The 21,929-nt window shown below is 62.9% G+C and carries 12 protein-coding genes; 7 read left to right on the top strand and 5 right to left on the bottom strand.

Features of this window, described 5'->3' with window-relative positions:
* Positions 1-54: 54 nt before the first annotated feature.
* From HHL14_RS25575 to HHL14_RS25555, 5 genes are all read right to left on the bottom strand, one after another.
* On the bottom strand, positions 55-1,203 hold the full coding sequence (locus tag HHL14_RS25575; RefSeq protein WP_169500377.1) for a pyridoxal phosphate-dependent aminotransferase: 1,149 nt from the start codon (positions 1,201-1,203) through the stop codon (positions 55-57).
* Positions 1,200-2,879, bottom strand: coding sequence for a thiamine pyrophosphate-dependent enzyme (locus HHL14_RS25570; RefSeq protein WP_230413188.1), 1,680 nt, complete (start codon positions 2,877-2,879; stop codon positions 1,200-1,202). The genes HHL14_RS25575 and HHL14_RS25570 overlap by 4 nt, the downstream gene beginning before the upstream one ends.
* Positions 2,880-3,410: 531 nt before the next feature.
* On the bottom strand, positions 3,411-3,797 hold the full coding sequence (locus HHL14_RS25565; RefSeq protein ID WP_169500375.1) for an MAPEG family protein: 387 nt from the start codon (positions 3,795-3,797) through the stop codon (positions 3,411-3,413).
* A 193-nt stretch (positions 3,798-3,990) separates the two neighbouring features.
* The gene (locus HHL14_RS25560; protein WP_169500374.1) at positions 3,991-5,685 is read right to left on the bottom strand and encodes an alkaline phosphatase family protein; all 1,695 of its coding nucleotides are present in this window, start codon (positions 5,683-5,685) and stop codon (positions 3,991-3,993) included.
* 193 nt (positions 5,686-5,878) lie between these two features.
* A complete protein-coding gene (locus HHL14_RS25555) occupies positions 5,879-7,720 on the bottom strand; it encodes a sulfatase-like hydrolase/transferase (RefSeq protein WP_169500373.1) in 1,842 nt (613 codons plus the stop codon).
* 143 nt (positions 7,721-7,863) lie between these two features.
* Between HHL14_RS25555 and HHL14_RS25550 the strand changes: the two genes are divergently transcribed.
* From HHL14_RS25550 to HHL14_RS25520, 7 genes are all read left to right on the top strand, one after another.
* Positions 7,864-8,865 (top strand): LysR family transcriptional regulator, encoded by a 1,002-nt coding sequence (locus HHL14_RS25550; protein ID WP_169500372.1) that lies wholly within the window; start codon positions 7,864-7,866, stop codon positions 8,863-8,865.
* Positions 8,866-9,642: 777 nt separating this feature from the next.
* On the top strand, positions 9,643-14,940 hold the full coding sequence (locus tag HHL14_RS25545) for a YadA-like family protein (RefSeq protein WP_169500371.1): 5,298 nt from the start codon (positions 9,643-9,645) through the stop codon (positions 14,938-14,940).
* 87 nt (positions 14,941-15,027) lie between these two features.
* Positions 15,028-16,167 (top strand): DUF2827 domain-containing protein, encoded by a 1,140-nt coding sequence (locus HHL14_RS25540; RefSeq protein ID WP_169500370.1) that lies wholly within the window; start codon positions 15,028-15,030, stop codon positions 16,165-16,167.
* The gene (locus tag HHL14_RS25535; RefSeq protein WP_169500369.1) at positions 16,164-17,318 is read left to right on the top strand and encodes a DUF2827 domain-containing protein; all 1,155 of its coding nucleotides are present in this window, start codon (positions 16,164-16,166) and stop codon (positions 17,316-17,318) included. Before HHL14_RS25540 ends, HHL14_RS25535 begins: the two co-directional genes overlap by 4 nt.
* A gap of 72 nt (positions 17,319-17,390) precedes the next feature.
* A complete protein-coding gene (locus HHL14_RS25530; RefSeq protein ID WP_169500368.1) occupies positions 17,391-19,292 on the top strand; it encodes a tetratricopeptide repeat protein in 1,902 nt (633 codons plus the stop codon).
* A 15-nt stretch (positions 19,293-19,307) separates the two neighbouring features.
* Positions 19,308-20,366 carry a tetratricopeptide repeat protein gene (locus HHL14_RS25525; protein WP_169500367.1) on the top strand — a complete coding sequence of 353 codons (1,059 nt, stop codon included), beginning with the start codon at positions 19,308-19,310 and terminating at the stop codon, positions 20,364-20,366.
* A 23-nt stretch (positions 20,367-20,389) separates the two neighbouring features.
* On the top strand, positions 20,390-21,889 hold the full coding sequence (locus HHL14_RS25520) for a tryptophan halogenase family protein (RefSeq protein WP_169500366.1): 1,500 nt from the start codon (positions 20,390-20,392) through the stop codon (positions 21,887-21,889).
* Positions 21,890-21,929: the final 40 nt, after the last annotated feature.

Below are 21,929 nucleotides of genomic sequence, written 5' to 3'. Positions count from 1 at the left end.
TATTTGCGGCGGGGCGTGCATCGCTGCGGACGCGCCCCGTGCCTGCTATCGTCACTAGCGGTGTCGAGCGTCTCTACTGAGGTCGCTCAATGCCTGCACGAATGCGGTCATCGCATCGGCTGAGCCGACAGATACCCGGATCCACTCTGGCAGTGCATTCTGATTGGCGACCCGGCATAACAAACCTTTTGCCGCGAGCCGGGCATTCAGGGTCGTCGCACCATCGGCACCGCCGGGCACCTGAAAGAGCGCGAAGTTGCCGACGCTGTCGGTCGTACGGTAGCCGAGCCCTCTGATCTGGTCCTGCAACCAGGTGCGCCACCTCACGTTGTGCGTGTACGCGGAAGTCTGATAAGCCGTGTCTCCCAACGATGCGATCGCCGCGGCGATCGCAATGCGCGAGACTGCAAACGGGCCGCGAAGCTTGTCAAAAACGCGTACGAAGCTCGTGGGCACATAGGCCCAGCCCACGCGCAGTCCGGCGAGACCATAGAACTTGGAAAACGTGCGCGTGACGATCACATTCGCTGCTGGACTGTCCACCAGCGCGAGCGCGGTCTCGTAGCCGCGGACTCGCACATAATCGAAATAGGCTTCGTCCACCACGAGCAGAATGTCCGATCGCAGACGCGCGCGAAGACTTCGCAACTCTTCGAGCGAAAGCCACGTCCCGGTCGGATTGTTAGGATTTGCAATGAAGACGGCGCGGGTCTGCGGCGACACGCAGCGCAGAATCGCCTGGACGTCGGTCCGCAAATCTACCTCGGGAGCGGCGACAGGCGTGGCGCCGTTGTTCGCGGCGCGAATCCGGTAGGACTGGAATGCGTGCTCGGGATAGATCACACTGCCTTGGCCTACCCAGCCCTGAATGATCCAGTTGATGATGATGTCCGAGCCGGGTGACGTGACGATTCTGGCGGGGTCCAGTCCGAACACGTCGCCAATAGCGCGCGCGAGCGGTGCGCCGTCGGGATCGGGATACAGATGCTGGTTACCGGCCACGCCAAAGATTGCGTCGCGTGCCATATCCGACATGCCGAGCGGAGACTCGTTGCTTGCAAGTCGGAACACGGTGGCTGCACCGGCGGGCGCGCTCGCCTGTCCCGGCGTATAGACGGGGCCGTCGACGAGATACGGCATTGGCAGCGGCGAGCCGACTGCATGTTCGTCTGGATGCCGGTGGTCGAAGTGGGGGCCGTTCATTGCGGTTGTCCTGGCTGGATCAGGCGTTCGGTGTTGATGATGGCGGGGTCAGTCGACATTTCTATGAAGATGGGGCCGTCGGTGGAGCGGCGCATCGTTTGCCATGTCTCGGACAGTTCACGCGGATCGTCGATACGGCGTGCCGGGATGCCCATGGAGTTGGCGAACTGGACGAAGTCGGGATTGTCCAGATTGGTCGCGATAGGTCGACCTGGATACCTGAATTCCTGGTGCATGCGGATGGAGCCGTAAATGCCGTTATTCATGACGATGACCGTCAGCTTCAGGCGCCGTTTAACGGCAATGACGAGTTCCTGGGCGTTCATCAGAAAGCACCCGTCGCCGGCGTAGGCTACGACTTCCTGCGCAGGACATTGCATCGCGGCGGAAATCGCAGCGGGAATCGAGTAGCCCATGGGCGCGCATACCGGCGCGAGCAGTGTATTCAGTTCGTGGAACGGATGATGACGCAGCACGAAGTGCGTGTAGTTCCCGGCGCCCAGCGTGACGATTGTGCGTTCGGGCAACCTTTGCGCGAGGGCCGATACCGCGCTGGCGGGATTGATGCGATCGCCGAAGTCGACCGGTTCGCTGTAGGCCATGTAACCCGCGCGCAGCGTCTGACGGTGTCGGTTCCATAGCGGGTTGCAGGCCGGCTCCTGCTGGTTCAGCGCGTTGCAGAAGTTTTCCGCGTCGCCGATGATCGCGAGATCCGGCGCAACCGCGCCATCGAACTCAGCCATTTCGCGCGCGACGTGCACGAGATATCGTGAGGGTGATGGTGTCACCATGCGCTTGTAGCGGGCGGTCTCGATTTCGCCGAACGTTCCGGAGATCGAAATGATGAGATCGCTGGTCGTCAGATAATCGTGCAGCGTCGGGGGCGTGAAAATGCCGATGCTGCCTACGTAGCTCTCGCTGCGGTTGTCGAGCAGATCGTGCCGGCGAAAGGTCGAGGCGACCGGTATGCCGAGGCGCTCCGCGAAGTTCGCGAGTCGCGACGACGCCTGCTGTGTCCAGCCTGTGCCGCCAACCACGAGCAACGGGCGTTGTGCGGCGGCAAGACGGTCGGCTACCTCGGCCACGTCGTGGCTCAGATCCGTTTTCCAAGGCAATTCCTGGCGGTGTGCCGTTTCGCGGCAAGGTACTTCGTCGAACTGTACGTCGTCTGGCACGCCGATGACCACTGGCCCTGGACGTCCTGTCGTCGCGATGCGGAAGGCCTGATCCATGACGTCGTAAGCGTCGTCTGCCTTCTGTATTTCGAGGACCTGCTTGGCCATTCCACCGTAGAGTTGGTGCAGGTCGATGTCCTGAAATGCAAATTGTCCCTTGGTTCCGCGCGTGACGTCGCCAACGAGCAGAATCATGGGCGTGCCTTCATGCTGTGCCGTATGAACGCCAATTGCCGCATTGCATGCGCCCGGTCCTCTCGTGACGAGGCAGATTCCTGGCTTGCCCGTGATGCGTCCGCTAGCCTCGGCCATGTAGGCGGCGCCGCCCTCGTGACGGCACACCACCAGATCGAAGGCGTCACCCTGTTCGCGGATCGCTTCGAGAATCGCCAGATAGCTCTCGCCGGGAACACAGAATGCACGTTGCACGCCGTGTTCGACGAACGATTTCACTATGACCTCACCAACGGAAAGTGTTCTACGGAAATTCGAATGACCCATGATTTATACCCAGTGGGGATGATTAGCGGCGGGACACTGCGGCCTGGATGTGGCGTGGCTCAATCAGACGAACGCTCTTCGCATCGCGCAGAATGTCGAACGACGCTCGCCGTCCTGCCCGGTCGCGTTCCGGTCGGCGTCGTCAATTCGTGAATCGATTCTGTCGACTCGCTGCACGGGGGGCAAGATCGATCCGCCTCAACGCATATGAAATTCTTATGTATCGTCGCGAGGCGTTTGGGAAGCGTGGAAAACCGGTGGAGTTACGGGTGGCGACAAGCTGTCCCGCGGCGCATGTTGCGCGGGCGTCGCGATTCCGGCGCTCGATAGCTGCCCTTATTCGTAGACGAGCGTTCGGCCAACCTGGAACCGAGTCCAATAAGGGACAATCGGGCGTTGCGGTCAGTATGCGAGTCACGAGTGCGAGCACGAGTTGGCCGCCCGCAGCATGTGCTGCTCGATGAGCCGCAAGAGAAACTGTCGGGACAACGCTCCGACGGAGGGCTCCTGGTGCCGCGGCGCCGTCTCATCTCACCGCAGCAACCCCAGGCACAGGCCGATCCCCGCCGCGTACGTCCCAACCGCGCCGATAAACCTCGCGGGATTGGGCCGCGCCATTGTCGGCCACGCAACCAGTCCGACCACGAGCAAACATCGGCACACGGTCGCGACGACCATCAGCGCAACCGTCGCCGACGAAGGCGAGCGCGAACCCAGATAGAGAAACAGCAGTGCGAAAAAGGGCGCGTATTCCGTCGTATTGCCGTGGGCGCGAACCAGTTTGTGCAGCAGGTTCGCCGGGTCTTCGGCGCAGCCCGAGGTGACGCGCTCGCGAAAACGCATCATCGAGACGGACAAGCCGAGGCCGAATAGCAGCAGCCCTAACACCGCTACGCATGCGAGAGCAACGGAGTTCATTTGAACGTCCTCCTTGCGGGCGATCGACGCACGCCGGTCTGGCGGCTCGAGCGGCTCCAATTCTCGCATGGTCCGGCGCGCGCCGGTCATGCTCGGGCTACGTCATCAAACGGCCGCGCCACGGTTCGCCCGATCCTCACCGCGGCGCGGCCTACCGTGGCCCACTACCCGAATACGCGAACTATGCAGGCGCTTAGTCCCGACGCTCGAACTCCGGCAACGGCTGCGTGCCTTCGAGCGCGACCGAGTGCAACAGCTCGGGCTTCAGATCGAGCAGACGCAGGATCGTCGGTGCGACCTGCGTGGTCAGCACGCGCTCGTTGTTGACCTGTCCGGCGTGGTGCGCGTGCGGCACATAGACCACCAGACCGAGATGGCTGTCGTCGGGTGCATTGCCGCCATGCTCTTCATCCTTCGACGTGCTCGACGTGTAGATGACCCCCGGGTTCGGCTGCACGATGATGTCGGGCGTGCGGCCGCGTGCCGGATCGCCGAAGCGGTTGGCGAGTTGCGGACCATACAGCAGGTACGCCTGCGGACCGTCCGCGCAGATGCCGGGCGCGTTGCAGCTCAGATTCGCTTTCAGTGTCTTCACGACCGAGGGCAGCTGGCTCTGATCGGGCAGCCAGATCAGACCGACGTCGTCGGTTTGCACAAAGCCGGTGCCGACGAGGCCGGTGCCGTCGTTGAGGTTGCCGCTCTTCGTACTGTTCTGCCCGAAATTACCGCTGGAATCGAGGTAATTGTTCGCTTCGAGCAGTTTGCTCAGCGTGTCGCCGTTTTTCACGAGCTTCGAGTGATCGGTCGGCGACTGACCGTGCTTCGCCGTGACGATGATCGCCGTCGACGCATACAGGTTGCGTTGTTTCAGCTCGGTCACGATGCGGCCCAATGCATCGTCGAGATACGCGATTGCGCCGGTGACTTGCGGCCCTGGCGTGAAGCTCGCATCCAGATAGCCGCCGCCCGTCGCGACCGTCGCCTTCTGCGCGACGCTGAGCGTCTGGAAGTTCGCGCCGAACACGGTCGGCACGGCGGCGCTCGATTGACCGGTCGAGTCCTTGCCGTCGATTTCGTTGATCAGCGACTGCACGTGGTAGTTGTCGAACTTCTCCGTGTGCGTGTAGCTGTCGAGATAGTACGTGTTGGTCGCGGCATCGATCGAGTTGATCTCGGTGCGCGAAAGATCGTCGACGCCCTTGCCCGACGGCCCGTTGAGCCAGTCGTAGCCCCACGCGTGTTTATCGGCCCACGCGGTACGCGCGCCGCTCACGTTGCCCTTGATCACTTCGAAGACGGTATTGGTCTTCAGGTAGTTGTGCGGATAGACGGATGTGCACACGCCATTGACGAGCGCATGCGGAATCGCTTGAGGATTGAACTTGCCGCCGCCGTCGAGATGCGTGAGCGCACCGCCGTTCTCGGCGTCGATGCCGGTGGTTTCATCGAAGACGACGTTCCAGCCAGTCTGGCCGGTGCAGTTGCTATCGGACGGCGCGTAGAGCGTGCGGTCGTAGGAGACGTCGTAGAACAGGCCCGCGGATTTCGGCGAGCCGCCGGTCACGAGTGCGGCAAGTCCCGGGAACGAATCGGAAAGACCTGGTGTGTGTGCGTTGGCGTATGTCGTGCCGGATTTGGCGAGCAGTGCGAGATTGGGGCAGGTGTTGGCGCCGATGCAACGGGCGACGTCCTGTTCGTGCAGACCGTCGAAGCTGATCAGCAACACATGCTTGACCGAGTTGCGATCGTGGTCGCGACCGTGGTCGTGATCGTCGTCGGCGGCTGCGACTGCGACTGCCGGGTGCAGGCCTGCGAGCAATGCAACGGTAGCAGCGACGGCGGCGCAGATCGCACTTTGTTTACGCTTTCCTTTCCTGATCGTCTTCATGTCTCGTCCTTTTGTTTGCCGGAAATTTTGGGTAAGGCGGGACGAGCGTGAAGCGAAAGGAAGTCATTCGTGTGACTTGAGTTTTTTAATTCGTGCTGCTTATTTCTTAAGGTTTCGTTAAGGATCGGGTGATCCATTCGCGCCGACTGGTCGCCGTTTCTTTTCCCAACGGCGGCAACCAGCCGGCGCCTGCTCAGATCGATTCCCTGAGCTGGATCTGCACCTGTCCGTTGCGGATCGGCATCACGTCCGGGCTGTCTTCGCCGACTTCGCGATCCATCGTTTCGTTAAGCTTGTCGTTCAACGCGAGCAGCAGTTCGCCGTTGCGCTTGCGATCGACCGCGAGGTTGTGCATCTCGCCGGGGTCTTTGAGCAGATCGTAGACTTCGACGTCGTTCTTCGCGAACAGCGCTTCGAGCGTGGTGGGGCGGTTGAATTCGAGCGGCGAAAAATAGCGGCTGAAACGATAGCGTCCGTCGAACACGCTGCGAATCGTGCCGCGCAAGCGGTAGTCGGGTTGCTGCGCGAGCGCGCGGCGACGGATTTCCTCTTCGGGCACGCCTTTTTCGTGCAGCGTCTTGAACTCCTTGAGCATCCATTCGCTGTCGTAGTAGAGCAGCATCGCGTAGTTGAAGAGCGCCGCGGACCGTACGGTGTCGGCACGCGCGTGCTCCGGTTTGGCGAGCAGTTGCGCGAGGTCGTGGCCTTTCAGCGTGTCACCGCCGATCGTCTGCAAACGTCCCGCGTCGAGACCGGTGAGGCCGAGCAGCGTCGGCGTGATGTCGACGTGCGAGGTCAACGCTTCGCAGCGTTTGCCGCCCGGATAGGCGGGGTGACGGATCACGAGCGGCACGTGATTCTGCTGCGCGTAGGTCGTCGCACCCTTGTCGACGAGCTGGTGCGCGCCGACGTGATCGCCATGGTCCGCCGTCATCACGACGATGGTCTTGTCGTCGAGGCCGAGCGTTTTCAGTGTCTGCAGGAGACGCACGACGTGCGTGTCGCAATCGCGGATGCAGTTGAAGTAGTTGTTCTGATAGACGCGCACGCGTTCGTCGGTGAACGGAAAGCGGCCGACCAGATGCACGTGCGCGTCGTTGTACATGCCGTGCGCGGGCGGGCGGCCCGGTTCGTCGTACGGTTGACGGCGCGACGCGGCGAGCGGCACATGATTCCAGTGCTGCTGATACAGCGCGTCCTCGGGCGGTGGCGCGTTGCCGATGATCATCGTATTGGCGCGCTGCAATTCGGAGCCCGGCGGATCGGTATTCACGAACATCACGTCGTGAGGATTCACGAGGTTGACCGCGAGGAACCACGGCTTGTTTTCCTTCGCGAGTTGCGGCGCGCGCGTGCGCATCCAGCTGACCGCCGACTCGGTCGTGATGCCGTCGTAGTTGTAGCCGCCGCGCACTTCGCCGATCAGATCACCGACGCCGAAGTAGTCGTCGAAGCCGTACTCCTTGATCTTCTTGTGATAGTTGGACACCGGCGCGTCGTACGGGCTTCTTGTTTCGTGCAGGCTGCCGCTCAGATGCCATTTGCCGAGGTACGCCGCGTAGTAGCCGGCGTCGCGCATCATATGGCCGATCGTGCGGATGTCCGTGCGCATGTCGGGTTGCCACGGCACGCCCGCGTTGTCGAGCACGCCGGTGTGCTGCGTGTGCTGGCCGGTGTAGATCACCGAGCGCGACGGCGAGCACACGCACGAGGCGATCTGGTGCTGGGTGAACGTGATGCCGTCGCGTCGCAAGGCTTCGCGGCCCGGCACCGGAAACGGCCACGTATCGAAGTAGCGTTCCTGGTCGGTCAGGATGAACAGAATGTTGTAGCCGGATGGCGCGCTTTCTGGCGCGACGCGCGAGGCCTGCGTTGCTTGCGCGGCAGTGTCCGGTTGTGCCGCCGTGTCCGCGGCCCGAGCGATGCCGGTTGCAGCGATCGCCGCGCCTGCGCCTGCTACCTTGAGGAAATGCCGTCTGCCGTCGTTCGTGGGTGCAGCCGACGTGTCGGCCTCAGGGTTCTTTCGATCGCTCATACCATTTGTCTCCACAACTTCTGTCTGTTATCCGTAGCCACCGGGCGGCGGATGGGTGAACGATTGTGTCGCAATATGCGATACGATTCGATGAAAGATGAAGGTCGATCAATAACCGTACGGTAATGAATCAAAGGACGCCGATGGCCACCCCGAAAAAGCCGACCGTGCCGCTTCCGGCCGTCACGCCGCCCGGTGCGGACCGCAGCCGCATCGAACATCTGCCTCACGTGCTGCGCAAGCTGCGCATTCGCGATCTGGAAACGCTCGACTGGCTCGGCCGCTATCGCAGCTTTGCGCGCACCGCCGAGGAAGCGTCGATCACCCAGCCGGCGTTGTCGAAGTGGCTGCGCGAACTCGAAGATACGCTCGGCTTGCCGCTGTTCGCGCGCACGTCGCGGCGCGTCGCACCGACCGCGTATGGCGAATCGATGCTCGAATGCGTTGCGCGCATCCTCACGGATCTGCGCACGGTGCAGCCCGCGTTCGACGCGCTGAAGCGCGGCACCAGTCTGCCGCTGAAGATCGGCATGCTGCCGTATATCTCGATGCGCGTGCTGCCGGGCGTGATCGAATATCTGTCGAGGCTCGCGCCGACGCAGCAGATCAATTTCTCGGAAGACACGCTCGACCATCTGCTGCCGCTGATGCAGCGACGCGAACTCGACATGCTGGTCTGTCGACTGGAGCCGGTCGCGCTGACCTCGGGCTTCACCGTCACCGAGCTATACAACGACGAGATTCTGGTGGTCGCGCCGAAGCTTCATCCGCTGCATCGACGCAGTCGCATTACATGGCGCGACGCGGCCGCTTACCCGTGGATCATGCCGCCGACCGGTTCGCCGATGCGCATCGCGCTCGAAGTCGAGTTCGCCAATGTCGGCGTAGCCGTGCCGCACGTGTTGATGGAGTCGACCTCGCATCTGACCAAATGCGCGGTGGCGCGGCGTGTGCCGTGCCTGTTCGTGTCGACGCCATTGCGGCGCGGCGAAACGGATCTGAATGGCGAGCTGAAGCAGTTGCCGCTGAAGTTATCGACGGCGGTGCAGCGGATTGGCGTGTTGACCGCGCAGCCGCACAACGCGGCGGTGTCGATGGTGCTCGCGGCGTTGCGCGAGGCGAGTGCGGAGCAGATGGTGGGGTAAGGGCAAGTGAAGCGAATGCTTTCGCTTGCGCTATGGGAAATGATTCGGTATCCGAAACTTGTATTTCGTTAGCGACGATCTGCGGTTGTGCATCGCACGCGTGGCTGACAACTATCTGAGTGTTGCTGCGCTCCTTTGTGCGCACGTGACTGCGGGACTACCACGCTGCCGTACAACGCGGCGAAGTATTCAGCGACCGCCAAACCGCTTTTTAAATTGCGACAAATTACCGCATCGAGGAACTTCGTCTTCATTCAGAAGAATAGGACGGATCAGATGTGACTAATAGAGTCAATCTTCGAATAAAATTTAAATGAATTTAAACATTGTATCACTAAAAAAATTCTGGGTGATACGTCTATGGATAAGCGGAATGAAAAAGAGATAGATATCTCTTCTTTCGCTCGATTTGAGGGACATTTCAGCGTAGAACGCCGATGGGACGGGAATGAGAGCTGGTAGACCTCAACGTCTGATCAATTTTTATAATCGTTAAGATTTATAAAATCTTTCACCAAAAAAGGGCGTGAGAAACGCCTTTCTGACCAATAAAAAGGCAGTAAAAATCGATTAGTACTCGTACTAGCATCGGATATTCCTGATTAGTACGCGTCAGATGTTGAGATTTCGCCTTTATTGAGATTATGCGTACAGGCTTCGGATTAATACGAAGCGGTGACGCAGCTCACAAACAGCCCGCGTCGAACCAAGAGCCAGGTACTTCCATTCCGTATCGGAGTCGCCTGTTCATTACTCGGCACCATTGGGGTCTGTAAAATGAATAAAAGTTATCGCACCGTCTACAACGAAGCGCTCAACGCGTGGGTAGCGATCAGCGAACTCGACTCGGCTAAAGGCAAGTCCAGTCGTTCGGAGCGCAAGGCACGCCGTTCGCTGACGCGCGTGGCACTATCAATCGTCCTCGGACTGGGGCTGGGTGGAGCAGTGGTGCAGCCTGTTCTGGCCGGTTATGTATCGGCCAACGCCAACAACTCCGCAAGGGACGCTTCCTCGAGCTATACGTATCAGAACACGATTGCGGCCGGCTTTAACGGCGTTGCGCTGGCGGGCGCAATCGACTGCGGCATGCTCTCGCCGGCCGGCAGCTCGAGCACCACGTCGATGATCTATGGCACTGACGGCAACTTCACCGGCGGCCTGTACGGCTTCGGTTCGCAAGCAACCGCAATGAGCTATGGCACGTTGGTCAACCAGGGCACGGGTCAGACCTCGGGTATTAACAACTGGACGGGCGCGCAGACGCTAGGCAACGTGGCCGTCTCGGCCGGTACTGCGGCGACGCCCAACGGCGTCGGCAACACGCTCGCAACCGGTATGAACTCGTTCGCGACGGGCTGCGGCTCGCAAGCCACCGGTATCGGTTCGAACGCACAGGGCTGGGGCGCCGTCGCGTCCGGCACTGGCGCGACCGCACTCGGCATCAACTCGACCGCGTCGGGCCAGGGCTCGTTCGCGTTCGGTACTTATGCAACCGCAAGCGCGACCGACACGATCGCCATGGGCACGCAGTCAACGGCTGCCGCGACCGACGCGATTGCGATCGGCGCGCAGTCGACGGTTTCGAGCAACGGGACGTCGGGCATCGCGCTGGGTCACTCGGCTAAGGTGCTTGGCGCGTACGGCATCGCACAGGGCGATAGCTCGGTCGCGGGCGCGACTGGCCAGAACGTGGCCATCGGCTCGGCGGCGACCAACGCCAATTCCAGCACGGGCGCCGGCGGCGCAGTCGCGATCGGCCGTGCCGAAACCGCGACCGGCGACGGTGCGGTTGCCATCGGTAGCGCAACGGTTGCGAACGGCAACGGCGCGCTGGCGTTCGGCGTGAATTCGACGGCTTCGTCGAATGGATCGATCGCACTCGGTTCGGCGGCACACAGCAACACGACCGACGCGATCGCGATCGGTACGGGCGCGAGCGCCCAATACGGCAGCAGCGTTGCGATCGGCGCGGGCAGCACGACGGGTGCGGCTGCGCCGACCGGCACCGGCTATATGACGGCACAGGCCGCGCCGACTTCGGAAGTGTCGGTGGGTAGCGCAAGCAGCTTGCGCCGGATCACGAACCTTGCCGACGGCTCGGCAGCGACGGATGCCGTGACGGTTTCGCAGTTGAGCACCAGCAACGCCAGCCTGTCGACGGGTATCGTGTCGCTGTCGACCTCTACCTCGACGAGCGTTGCTTCGCTGTCGACCGGCATCGCCGGGACCAACAGCATGGTGAGCAGCCTGTCGACCGCGACGGCCGATAGCGTCAGCTCGCTGTCCACGGGTATCAATACGCTGTCGGCTTCGACCTCGACGAGCGTCGCTTCGCTGTCGACCAGCGTCGACACGACCATCAGCTCGGTGAGCAGCCTGTCGACCGCAACGGCCAATAGCGTCAACTCGCTGTCCACGGGTATCGACACGCTGTCGACCTCGACGTCGACGAGCGTTGCATCGCTGTCCACGGGCATCAACACGTTGTCGGCTTCGACGTCGACGAGTGTTGCTTCGCTGTCGACCAGCGTCGACACGACCAACAGCACGGTGAGCAGCCTGTCGACCGCGACGGCCGATAGCGTCGGCTCGCTGTCCACGGGTATCAACACGCTGTCGACCTCGACGTCGACGAGCGTTGCATCGCTGTCCACGGGCATCAACACGCTGTCGGCTTCGACCTCGACGGGCGTGGCTTCGCTGTCCACGAGCATCGACACCACCAATAGCAATGTCGCGAGCCTGTCGACGTCGGTTTCGTCGTCGCTCTCGAGCGGCCAGGCTTCGCTGTCGACCACGATCGACACGTTGTCGAACTCCACATCGACGAGCGTTGCGTCGCTGTCGACCAGCATCGACTCGACCAACAGCACGGTGAGCAGCCTGTCGACCACGACGGCCGATAGCGTGAACTCGCTGTCCACGGGTATCGACACGCTGTCGTCGTCGACCTCGACGAGCGTCGCCTCGCTGTCGACCGGTATCGACGCGACCAACAGCACGATGAGCAGCCTGTCGACCGCAACGGCCGATAGCGTGAACTCGCTGTCCACGGGTATCGACACGCTGTCGTCGTCGACCTCGACGAGCGTCGCTTCGCTGTCGACCGGCATCGATACGACCAACAGCAACGTGACGAGCCTGTCGACGTCGACCTCGACCACCACGGTGTCGCTGTCGACCGCGATCGACGGTCTGTCGGCTTCCACGTCGACGAGTGTCGCTTCGCTGTCGACCAGCATCGATTCGACCAACAGCGCGGTGAGCAGCCTGTCGACCACGACGGCCGATAGCGTGAACTCGCTGTCCACGGGTATCGACACGCTGTCGTCGTCGACCTCGACGAGCGTCGCTTCGCTGTCGACCGGTATCGACGCGACCAACAGCACGATGAGCAGCCTGTCGACCGCAACGGCCGATAGCGTGAACTCGCTGTCCACGGGTATCAACACGCTGTCGTCGTCGACCTCGACGAGCGTCGCTTCGCTGTCGACCGGCATCGATACGACCAACAGCAACGTGACGAGCCTGTCGACGTCGACCTCGACCACCACGGTGTCGCTGTCGACCGCGATCGACGGTCTGTCGGCTTCCACGTCGACGAGTGTCGCTTCGCTGTCGACCAGCATCGATTCGACCAACAGCACGGTGAGCAGCCTGTCGACCACGACGGCCGATAGCGTGAGCTCGCTGTCCACCGGCATCAACACGCTGTCGTCGTCGACCTCGACGAGCGTTGCCTCGCTGTCGACCGGTATCGACGCGACCAACAGCACGGTGAGCAGCCTGTCGACCACGACGGCCGATAGCGTGAACTCGCTGTCCACGGGTATCGACACGCTGTCGTCGTCGACCTCGACGAGCGTTGCCTCGCTGTCGACCGGTATCGACGCGACCAACAGCACGGTGAGCAGCCTGTCGACCGCGACGGCCGACAGCGTGAACTCGCTGTCCACCGGCATCAACACGCTGTCGTCGTCGACTTCGACGAGCGTCGCTTCGCTGTCGACCGGCATCGATGCGACCAACAGCACGGTGAGCAGCCTGTCGACCGCGACGGCCGACAGCGTGAACTCGCTGTCCACGGGCATCAACACGCTGTCGACCTCGACCTCGACGAGCGTCGCTTCGCTGTCGACCAGCGTCGACGCGACCAACAGCACGGTCAGCAGCCTGTCGACCGCGACGGCTGACAGCGTCGCCTCGCTGTCGACTGGTATCGACACGACCAACAGCACGGTGAGCAGCCTGTCCACGGCAACCGCCGACAGCCTCGGTTCGCTGTCGACCGGCCTCGACACGACCAACAGCAACCTGAGCAGCCTGTCGCTGTCGACCTCGGACAGCATCAACATGCTGTCGACGGGCGTCGCTTCGCTGTCCACGGGCATCTTCAACCTGTCGACGACGGTCGTTACGCTGTCGACCTCGACCTCGACGAGCGTCGCTTCGCTGTCGACCAGCATCGACACGACGAACAACACCGTGACGAGCCTGTCGACTTCGGCTTCGACGAGCGCTGCTTCGCTGTCGACCAGCATCGACACGACCAACAGCAACGTGACGAGCCTGTCGACCTCGGCTTCGACAAGCGCTGCATCGCTGTCGACCAGCATCGACACGACCAACAGCAACGTGGCGAGCCTGTCGACCTCGGCTTCGACGAGCGCTGCATCGTTGTCGACCAGCATCGACACGACCAACAGCAACCTCGACAGCCTGTCGACCTCGACCTCGACGAGCACCGCGTCGCTGTCGACCAGCATCGATTCGACGAACGCCAACCTGAGCAGCCTGTCGTCGTCGACGGCTTCGGGTCTGTCCTCGCTGTCGACCAGCATCGACACGACGAACACGAACCTGAGCAACCTGTCGACCTCGACCTCGCAAAGCGTCGCTTCGCTGTCGACCAGCATCGATACGACCAACAGCAACGTCGCCAGCCTGTCGGTGTCGACTTCGAGCGGTCTGTCGTCGCTGTCGACCGGTCTGGTCTCGACCAACAGCTCGCTCGCCAGCCTGTCCACGAGCATGGGCGACGCGGCGGCCAGCGTGACCTCGCTGTCGACCACGGTGGATACGCTGTCGACCTCGACGTCGACGAGCGTCGCCTCGCTGTCGACCGGTCTCGACACGCTGTCGGTTTCGACTTCGACCGGCCTCGCCACGCTGTCGAGCACGACCTCGACCGGCCTCGCTTCGCTGTCGACCAGCGTGAGCTCGTTGTCGACCACGGTGTCGTCGGTCACGCCGCTCGTCGACATGGTGCAGACCGCCAACGCGAAGGGTGACTCGTTCTCGGGCACGCTGAGCGGCGGCATGAACACGAACGGCACCGTGCAGACGCAGGGTCGTAACGGTCAGACGATCACCAACGTCGACGCAGCGGCCTGTACGTCGGCGAACGGCGTCGACTCGACGGCCTCGGGTCTGTGCTCGACGGCCGACGGTACCGGCTCGACCGCGTACGGCTCGAACGCCCAGGCGACCGCGGCTAACACGACCGCGGTGGGTTTCCGCGCCAGCGCAACCTACGAAGGTTCGGTGGCGGTCGGCTACAACGCGCAGGCAACGGCCGATCCGACCGTGGCTGTCGGTGCGAACTCGCTCGCCGGCGGCAACAACTCGGTGGCGGTGGGCGCGAGCGCCACGGCGACGGGCAACAACTCGGTCGCGCTGGGCGCGGGCTCGATGGCGACGGAAGACAACACGGTGTCGGTCGGTTCGGCCGGCAACGAACGTCGCATCACCAACGTGGCGCCGGGTGTCGCACCGACCGACGCGGCTAACGTCAGCCAGTTGAACAGCGCGATCGGCAGCGTCAACAACCAGATCAACGACGTTGCACGCAATGCCTACTCGGGCGTAGCGGCCGCCACGGCGCTGGCGATGATCCCGGAAGTCGACCCGGGCCGTACTTTGTCGATCGGTGTCGGCTCGGCGTCCTACAATGGTTACCAGGCGATGGCCATCGGCGGCTCCGCACGCATCACGCAGAACATCAAGATGAAGGCGGGTGTCGGTATCAGCGGTGGCGGCACGGCAGTCGGCGTGGGCGCGTCGTACCAGTGGTAAGACCTGCCGCCTGACAGGGTGGCGTTCCGGGGGCCGGCAGTTCCGTTGCACGACGGACGCCGGCCCCCAAACTTTGGAGAGGACTCCATGCGGATTGGCATTTCGATTCTGAGCCGCGCGGGCCAAAACATCTGGCAGAACGGGCTGGGCCAGAACGTCGTCTTTCTCGCGCAGCTATGCCAGCGCCTGCCGTTCGTCGAATCGGTCGTACTGATCGACGTGGGCAGCGAAGGCGCGTTGCCATCCGAGGCCGCCGCCGTGGTCGAAGGGCTGCGTGTCGTGAATCAGCACGAAGCGACCGACCTGGTCGATATCGTGATCGAGGCAGGCGGCAATCTCGATAGCAAATGGCTCGAGCTGATGCGGCGGCGCGGCCGTAAGGTCGTGTTCTATTGCCACGCTCAACCGTATGCCGCGCTCGTCGAGCCGGCGGTGTTCGACCGTCCCGCGCCGGCGTCGCGTCCCGATCGATACGACGAGGTGTGGCTGTTCCCGAAGGACCGTTCGCTGATGCCGATGATGCGCACGATGCATCGGTGTCCGGTCTACGAAGTGCCGTTCATCTGGCATCCGGAGTTCGTCGAAGCGCGCATGGCCGAGGCCGCGCGACATGGCGTGCATTACGGTTACCGCGAGAACGGGCGTGTCCCCGGGCAGGGCTTTCGCGTCGCGATCTTCGAGCCGAACGTCTCCGTCGTCAAATGCTGCAGCATTCCGATGCTCGTCTGCGACGAGGCATGGCGCGCGGATCCGCAGAGCGTGCGCGAAATGCATGTGCTCAACACGCTGCACATGAAAGACCACGCAACAATGTTGTATCTGGCGAATTCGCTCGATCTCGTGCGCAATCACCATGCGCGGTTTCACGGGCGTCACGACATCGTCGGCTTCATGGGGCAGCACGCCGATGCGGTCGTCTCGCATCAATGGCAGAACGATCAGAACTACGCGTACCTCGATGCGTTGTACGGCGATTACCCGCTCGTGCACAACTCGCCGTGGCTCGCGGCGGCCGGCTACTATTACCCGGGCTTCGACGCGGCCGCGGGTGGCGCGCAACTGCTGCGCGCTTTCCGCGAGCACGATGCGCTGCTCGCCGGCTATCGCGAGCGTTCGCAAGCCGTCTTCGACGCGGTGAATCCGTTCGCGCAACCTAATCTCGATGCCTACGCGCAGCGGCTTCTCGCACTCGCCAATCACACCGCGGCAGCAGGGGAGGCGCAATGAACGTTCCGGGCGAAAAGCCGCGCAATCTGAAGATCGGCGTCTCGCTGTTCGTGCGCAAGGGCGGCCAGTCGCTGTGGGAAAACGGCATCTTCCAGAACTGCCTGTTTCTCGCGATGCTGCTGCGCAATCTGCCGTCGGTCGCGGAGGTCTACATCGTGATGGGCGGCGACGGCAGCGAAGAAGAGGCGAAGCGCCTCGTCGAAGACGTGCCCGTACCCGTGATGACGATGGACGCCGCGGCCACGCAGCTCGACGTGATGATCGAGATGAGTGCGCAACTGGGCCGCGAATGGATCGCGACGTTTCGCGAGCGCGGCGGCAAGATCGTGTCGATGCGCGTCGGCAACGACTACGTGATCGATATCGAGCGGATGATCTTCGACCGCCCCAACGCACTGCTGATCAGCCGTGCGTCGTATCACGAAGTATGGACGCTACCGCAATACGAGCACATCTGCGCGCCTTACTATCGCAGCGCGATGCGTGTGCCGGTGCGTATCGTGCCGCACATCTGGAGCCCGCTCGTGCTCGACCGCGCGATTGCGCGCGACCCGCAGGCGCGCGACGCATTCGGCTACCAGCCAGGCCGGCGCCGGTGGCGCGCGGGCATCTTCGAGCCCAACATCTGCATGGTCAAGACGAGCCAGATTCCGATGCTCTGCTGCGAAGCGGCGCATCGGGGCAATCCCGAGGCGCTCGAGCACGTGTGGGTCTACAGCACGCTCGCGCAGAAAGCGCAGGCGGGTTTTGCGGCCTTCGCCGAAAGCCTCGACATCCTCAAGCATGGACTCGCGACCTTCGAAGGCCGCTTCCCGTTCCACCAGATGATGACGCGCTACGTCGACGTGGTCGTCGCGCATCAGTGGGAAAACGCACAGAATTATCTGTATTACGAAGCACTTCATGGCGGCTATCCGCTCGTGCATAACTCGTCTATGATCGGCGCGTGTGGCTACCGCTATCACGACTTCGATTGCGAGGAGGGCGGCCGCGCGCTGCTGCATGCATTCGCGGAGCACGATGCGAATGTCGGGCGCTACCGTGAAACGGCGCGGGCCTTTCTGAACACGCTCGCGCCGGACTACGCGCCCAACATCAAGGCGTATGGCGACGCCATCGACGAGCTATTCGCATTGCCGGCTATCGCGTAAGCACCTGCCAGATGCTTCCCGTTTGACCCGAGAAGGCTCGCACGAAAAGGGCCGTTACAACAAGGAGAGAAAATGAGCACGGACGCAGCCGGCGAAAAAGGGCTCTGCCAACGCGGCATGCAGTTGCTGGAAGCGGGCGACGTCGCCGGCGCGCAAGCCTGTTTGAGCGCCGTCGATGAAAAGAGCCCCGACTTCCCCCTCGCGCAATATCACCTTGGCCTCGCCGCGTTGTACGGCAATCAGCTGGAGACAGCGGAGCGGCATTTTCGCGTGGCCGTCGCGCGCAAGGCCGATTTCGCGGCCGCCTATAACAATCTCGGTGACGTGCTGATACGCACGGGCCGCCTCGACGAGGCGGAGCAGCATCTGCGCCGCGCGACTGTCGAAGATCCGTTGCTTGGCGAAGCCTTCTATAACCTCGGCACGCTGATGCTGAACATGAGCCGCTTCGTCGAGGCGGAAGCGTGTCTGCATCGCGCGATTGTGCTGCGCCCCACCTTCGCGCACGCGTACAACAATCTGTGCGAAGTGATGTTGCGCACGAATCGTCGTAAGGAAGCGGAATCGTGCGTGCGCAAGGCCATCGAACTCGGGCCGGATCTCGTCCACGCGCACTACAACCTCGGCAATCTGCTGCTGATGAGCGGCCGCGTGGCCGAGGCCGAAGCCAGCTTTCGGCGCGCGCTTGAAATCAAGCCGGATTTTGTCGAAGCGATCCACAATCTCGGCTCGCTGTTGCTTAGCCTGGGCCGACCTGGCGAAGCCGAGGCGTATCTGCGCACGCGGGTTTCCCTTCAGGCGGATTCGTCTATCGCGCATCGCACGTTGGGTATTGCGCTGATGGCGACGCAGCGCCCGGAAGAGGCGTTGGCGAGTTTTCGCCGCGCGGTCGAACTCGACCCGCGCGACGCCGAAGCGCACTGCCACGAAGGCGGCGCATTGATGGCGCTGAATCGCCTCGACGAAGCGGTCGAGGCGGCGTCGCGCGGTTACGCGCTGGCACCGGAATTAGCGGCCGGCCGGCTGATTCTCGGCATGGCGCTGCTCACACTCGGGCGTTACCGCGAAGCGTGGCCGCACTACGAATACTTCACCGCGCGCCGCGGGCCCGGCATGACCCGTTCGGCGCTCGCCGGCGTGCTGCCCGAATGGCAGGGCGAGCCGATCGACGGCAAAGCGCTGATCGTGCAATGCGATTACAGTTTCGGCCTCGACGAAGCCATCCAGTTCGTGCGCTTTCTCGCGCAGCTCAAGGCGCTTGGTCCCGCACAACTGACGCTCGTCTGTCCGCCCGAGATCAAACCGCTGTTCGACGGCATACCGGACATCGACACGCTCAAGTCGACCGACGAGCACGTCGATCTGCAACGCGCCGACTATTGGTGCTATCTGACGAGTCTGCCGCTGCGGCTCGACGTGACGCTCGACCATCTCGCCGCGGCGCTGCCGTATCTGCGCGTGCCGTCCACGCAACTCAAGCGCTGGAAGAACCGCCTCGATCGCAGCTTGCCCGCGGATCGGCCGAAGCTCGGCATTGTCAGCGCGATCGATTCGCCCGCCGATCTGTATCGGCCGCTGCTGGACGTGCCTGGCGCGTCGTTCGTCTCGCTATGCAAGGCGCCGGATCAACGGGCGGCGTGGCGTGAGTTGCCCGCTGCTTTGCAGCCGCTTGACCTCACGGACGAGGTCCGCGATCTCGCCGATACCGCGGCCTTGATCCGCAATCTCGACCTCGTGATCACGGCCGACACGGCCATCGCGCATCTCGCCGGCGCACTGAATAAGCCGTTCTGGCTGCTGCTGAAGTTCGACGGCGATTGGCGCTGGTTGCACGATCGGTCCGATTCGCCGTGGTATCCGGCGGTCGCGCAAATTTTCCGGCAGCATCGGCAACACGCATGGGACACCGCGATCGACGAGGCGGCGGCCGCGTTGCCGGCATGGGTGGCGAATAACCGAACAGCGAACCAGTAACGGAGAGCACAGGCGATGAAAGACACCAACGAACCTGCCGCGCAAGCGGGCCATCAGCAGGCGATCAACACGCACAATCTCGACGCGCTTGCGGCGATGCGCGAACGTCGCTTCGACGATGCACGCCGCGCACTGCAACAGGCATTCGACCTGAACCCCCATAGCGCGCAAACGCTCTGCAATCGCGGCCTGCTGTTCGCGACCGAAGGCAACCTGCAGGACGCGGAAAGCGCGTATCGCTCGGCGATCGAACTCAATCCGACGATGGTGGAGGCGCATTTCAATCTGGCGGTGTTGCTGCATCACCAGGGACGGTTGCAGCCCGCGGAGGCCGCTTACCTGCAGGCGCAGCAACTGTTGCCCGAGAACGCCGAGATCAGCTTCCACCTGGCCACGTTGTATCGCGAGAGCGGGCATCGTGCGCAAGCCGAGGCGGCATACCGGTTTGCGGTTGAGCGGCAGCCGGATTTCGCGCGTGCGTGGAACGACCTCGGCGTGCTGCTGCTCGACGTCGGCGAGGCGGCGAATGCCGAAGCGCCGCTTCGTCAGGCCACCGCGCATGCACCGGGCTATGCCGATGCCTGGTACAACCTGGCACTCGTGATGCGTGAATTGGGGCGCGTCGCGGAAGCCGAGTCGATGCAGCGCGAGGCGATCCGTCTGCGTCCGGGGCGCGTGGAAGACCGCAACAATCTCGGCATTCTGTTGCTCGCGCAGGGTCGGCAGAACGAAGCCGAGGCCGAATTTCGCGAGGCTATCGCGATTGCGCCGCAGCGTGGCGAGGCGCATGCGAACCTCGGCAATCTGCTGCGCGAATCCGGCCGCTTTACCGAAGCGGAGGCGGCGTTGCGCGAAGCAGTGCGACTCGCGCCGACGCTGCCGGGACCAATCGACGGACTCGGTGTGCTGCTGCAGCAAAGCGGCCGTTTCGTCGAGGCCGAGCAGGCTTATCGTCAGGCGCTTGAATTGCAGCCAGGCCTCGCGTCGGTGCAGAAGCATCTGGAGGGGCTGCAGCGCGAGATGCGCGGCGAGCCGCTCGCGGATGACGACGCGGCTTCATCCACGGCAGGCTAACCTACCCACTCGAGGGCAATAACATGCTCAATTTTCGGTCGATGCGTCATTTCGTCGTGCTGGGCGGCGGCACAGCGGGGTGGTTCGCGGCTCTGGAGCTGCAGCGTCTGTTCGGCACGCAGGTCAGCATCACGGTGATCGAGTCGCCGCGTATCAACGTGATCGGTGTCGGCGAGGGCGGCATTCTGAATCTGCCCGGCGCATTGGCGCGCTACGGCATCCAGGAAGCGGAATTTATCGAGGCGACCGGCGCGGTACTGAAGCTGGGCTTCGAATATGTGGGCTGGAATACCGGTCGCGACGACGATGTCTTCTACCACCTGTTTCATGCAGCGCCGAATGCGGCCGACGGTAGCCTCGTCGACGGCGTGCCGGTCGATTGGGCGATGCTCGTCGCGAACGGCCTCGGCGTGCAGTACACCGAGAGCGCGCTACCGCTGATCCAGAATAATGCTTCGCAAACCGAAACATTGGGCGTGCGCTCAGCACTCGGCGCACGACTGCCGACCTCGATGCATTTCGATGCGCATCGTGTCGCCGCCTATCTGAAGCGCGTCGCGACCGGACGCGGCGTGCGTTTGCTCGAAGCGACCGTGCAGCAACTCGACGTCGCGGCCGAGAATGGGTATGTGACGGGCTTGCGAATCGAAGGCAACGAGCAGCCGGTGCCGGTCGATTTCCTGATCGATGCTTCGGGCTTCGCGCGCATGACGCTCGACCGTCAGTTCCATGTGCCGATGCGCACGTTCAGCGAGCACCTGCTGCACGATCGTGCGATTCCATTCTATCTACCGCATCCGCGCCCGCAGCCGCATCTGGTCACGCGCGCGGTGGCGATGAACGCCGGCTGGCTATGGCAGATCCCGGTGCAGGAGCGCGTCGGTTGCGGCTACGTTTATTCGAGCGCGCATCTGAGCGACGACGAAGCGTTGCAGGAAATCGAAGCGCGGGTCGGCAAGATCGAGGCGGTGCGCACGATCCGCTTCCAGGCCGGCCATTTCGACGATGTGTGGATCGGCAACGTGATGGCGGTCGGACTCGCATCGGGATTCATCGAACCGCTCGAAGCCACCTCGATCGGACAGATGCTCGGACAGGTGCAGACGTTCGGCGAACTGGTTGCGGGGAGCGCCTACATCGTGCCGCAGACCAGTATCACGACGTTCAACGAGCGCAACCGTATCGACTGGATGGGCATTCGCGATTTCGTTCGCATGCACTACGACGTGCGCCGTCGCGACACGGCCTTCTGGCGCGACGTGACCGCGCTGACGCTGCCCGAGACCTACGCGACGCTCAAGGCGTGCTGGCAGCATCGCCTGCCGCGTACCGCCGATCTGCAGCCGTATCGGCAAGGCAACTTCATGCACTTCGAAGCGACGAGCTGGATTTCGGTCGGGCAGGGCACCGGTGTGATTCCGCCGCAAGCCGCCGCTGCCGATCTCGCGCGTTTGCCGCGCGAATCGGTGCTGAAGTCGCATCAGTTCATGATGAGCGTGAAGACCCGCTTTGCGCTCGCCTAGCAGGTATTGATTCCCGCCGCATCCACCACCTCTGTTTGTC

It is taken from the genome of Paraburkholderia antibiotica (assembly GCF_012927125.1).
Lineage (GTDB): Bacteria > Pseudomonadota > Gammaproteobacteria > Burkholderiales > Burkholderiaceae > Paraburkholderia > Paraburkholderia antibiotica.
This window is presented reverse-complemented; position numbering and strand designations above follow the sequence as displayed.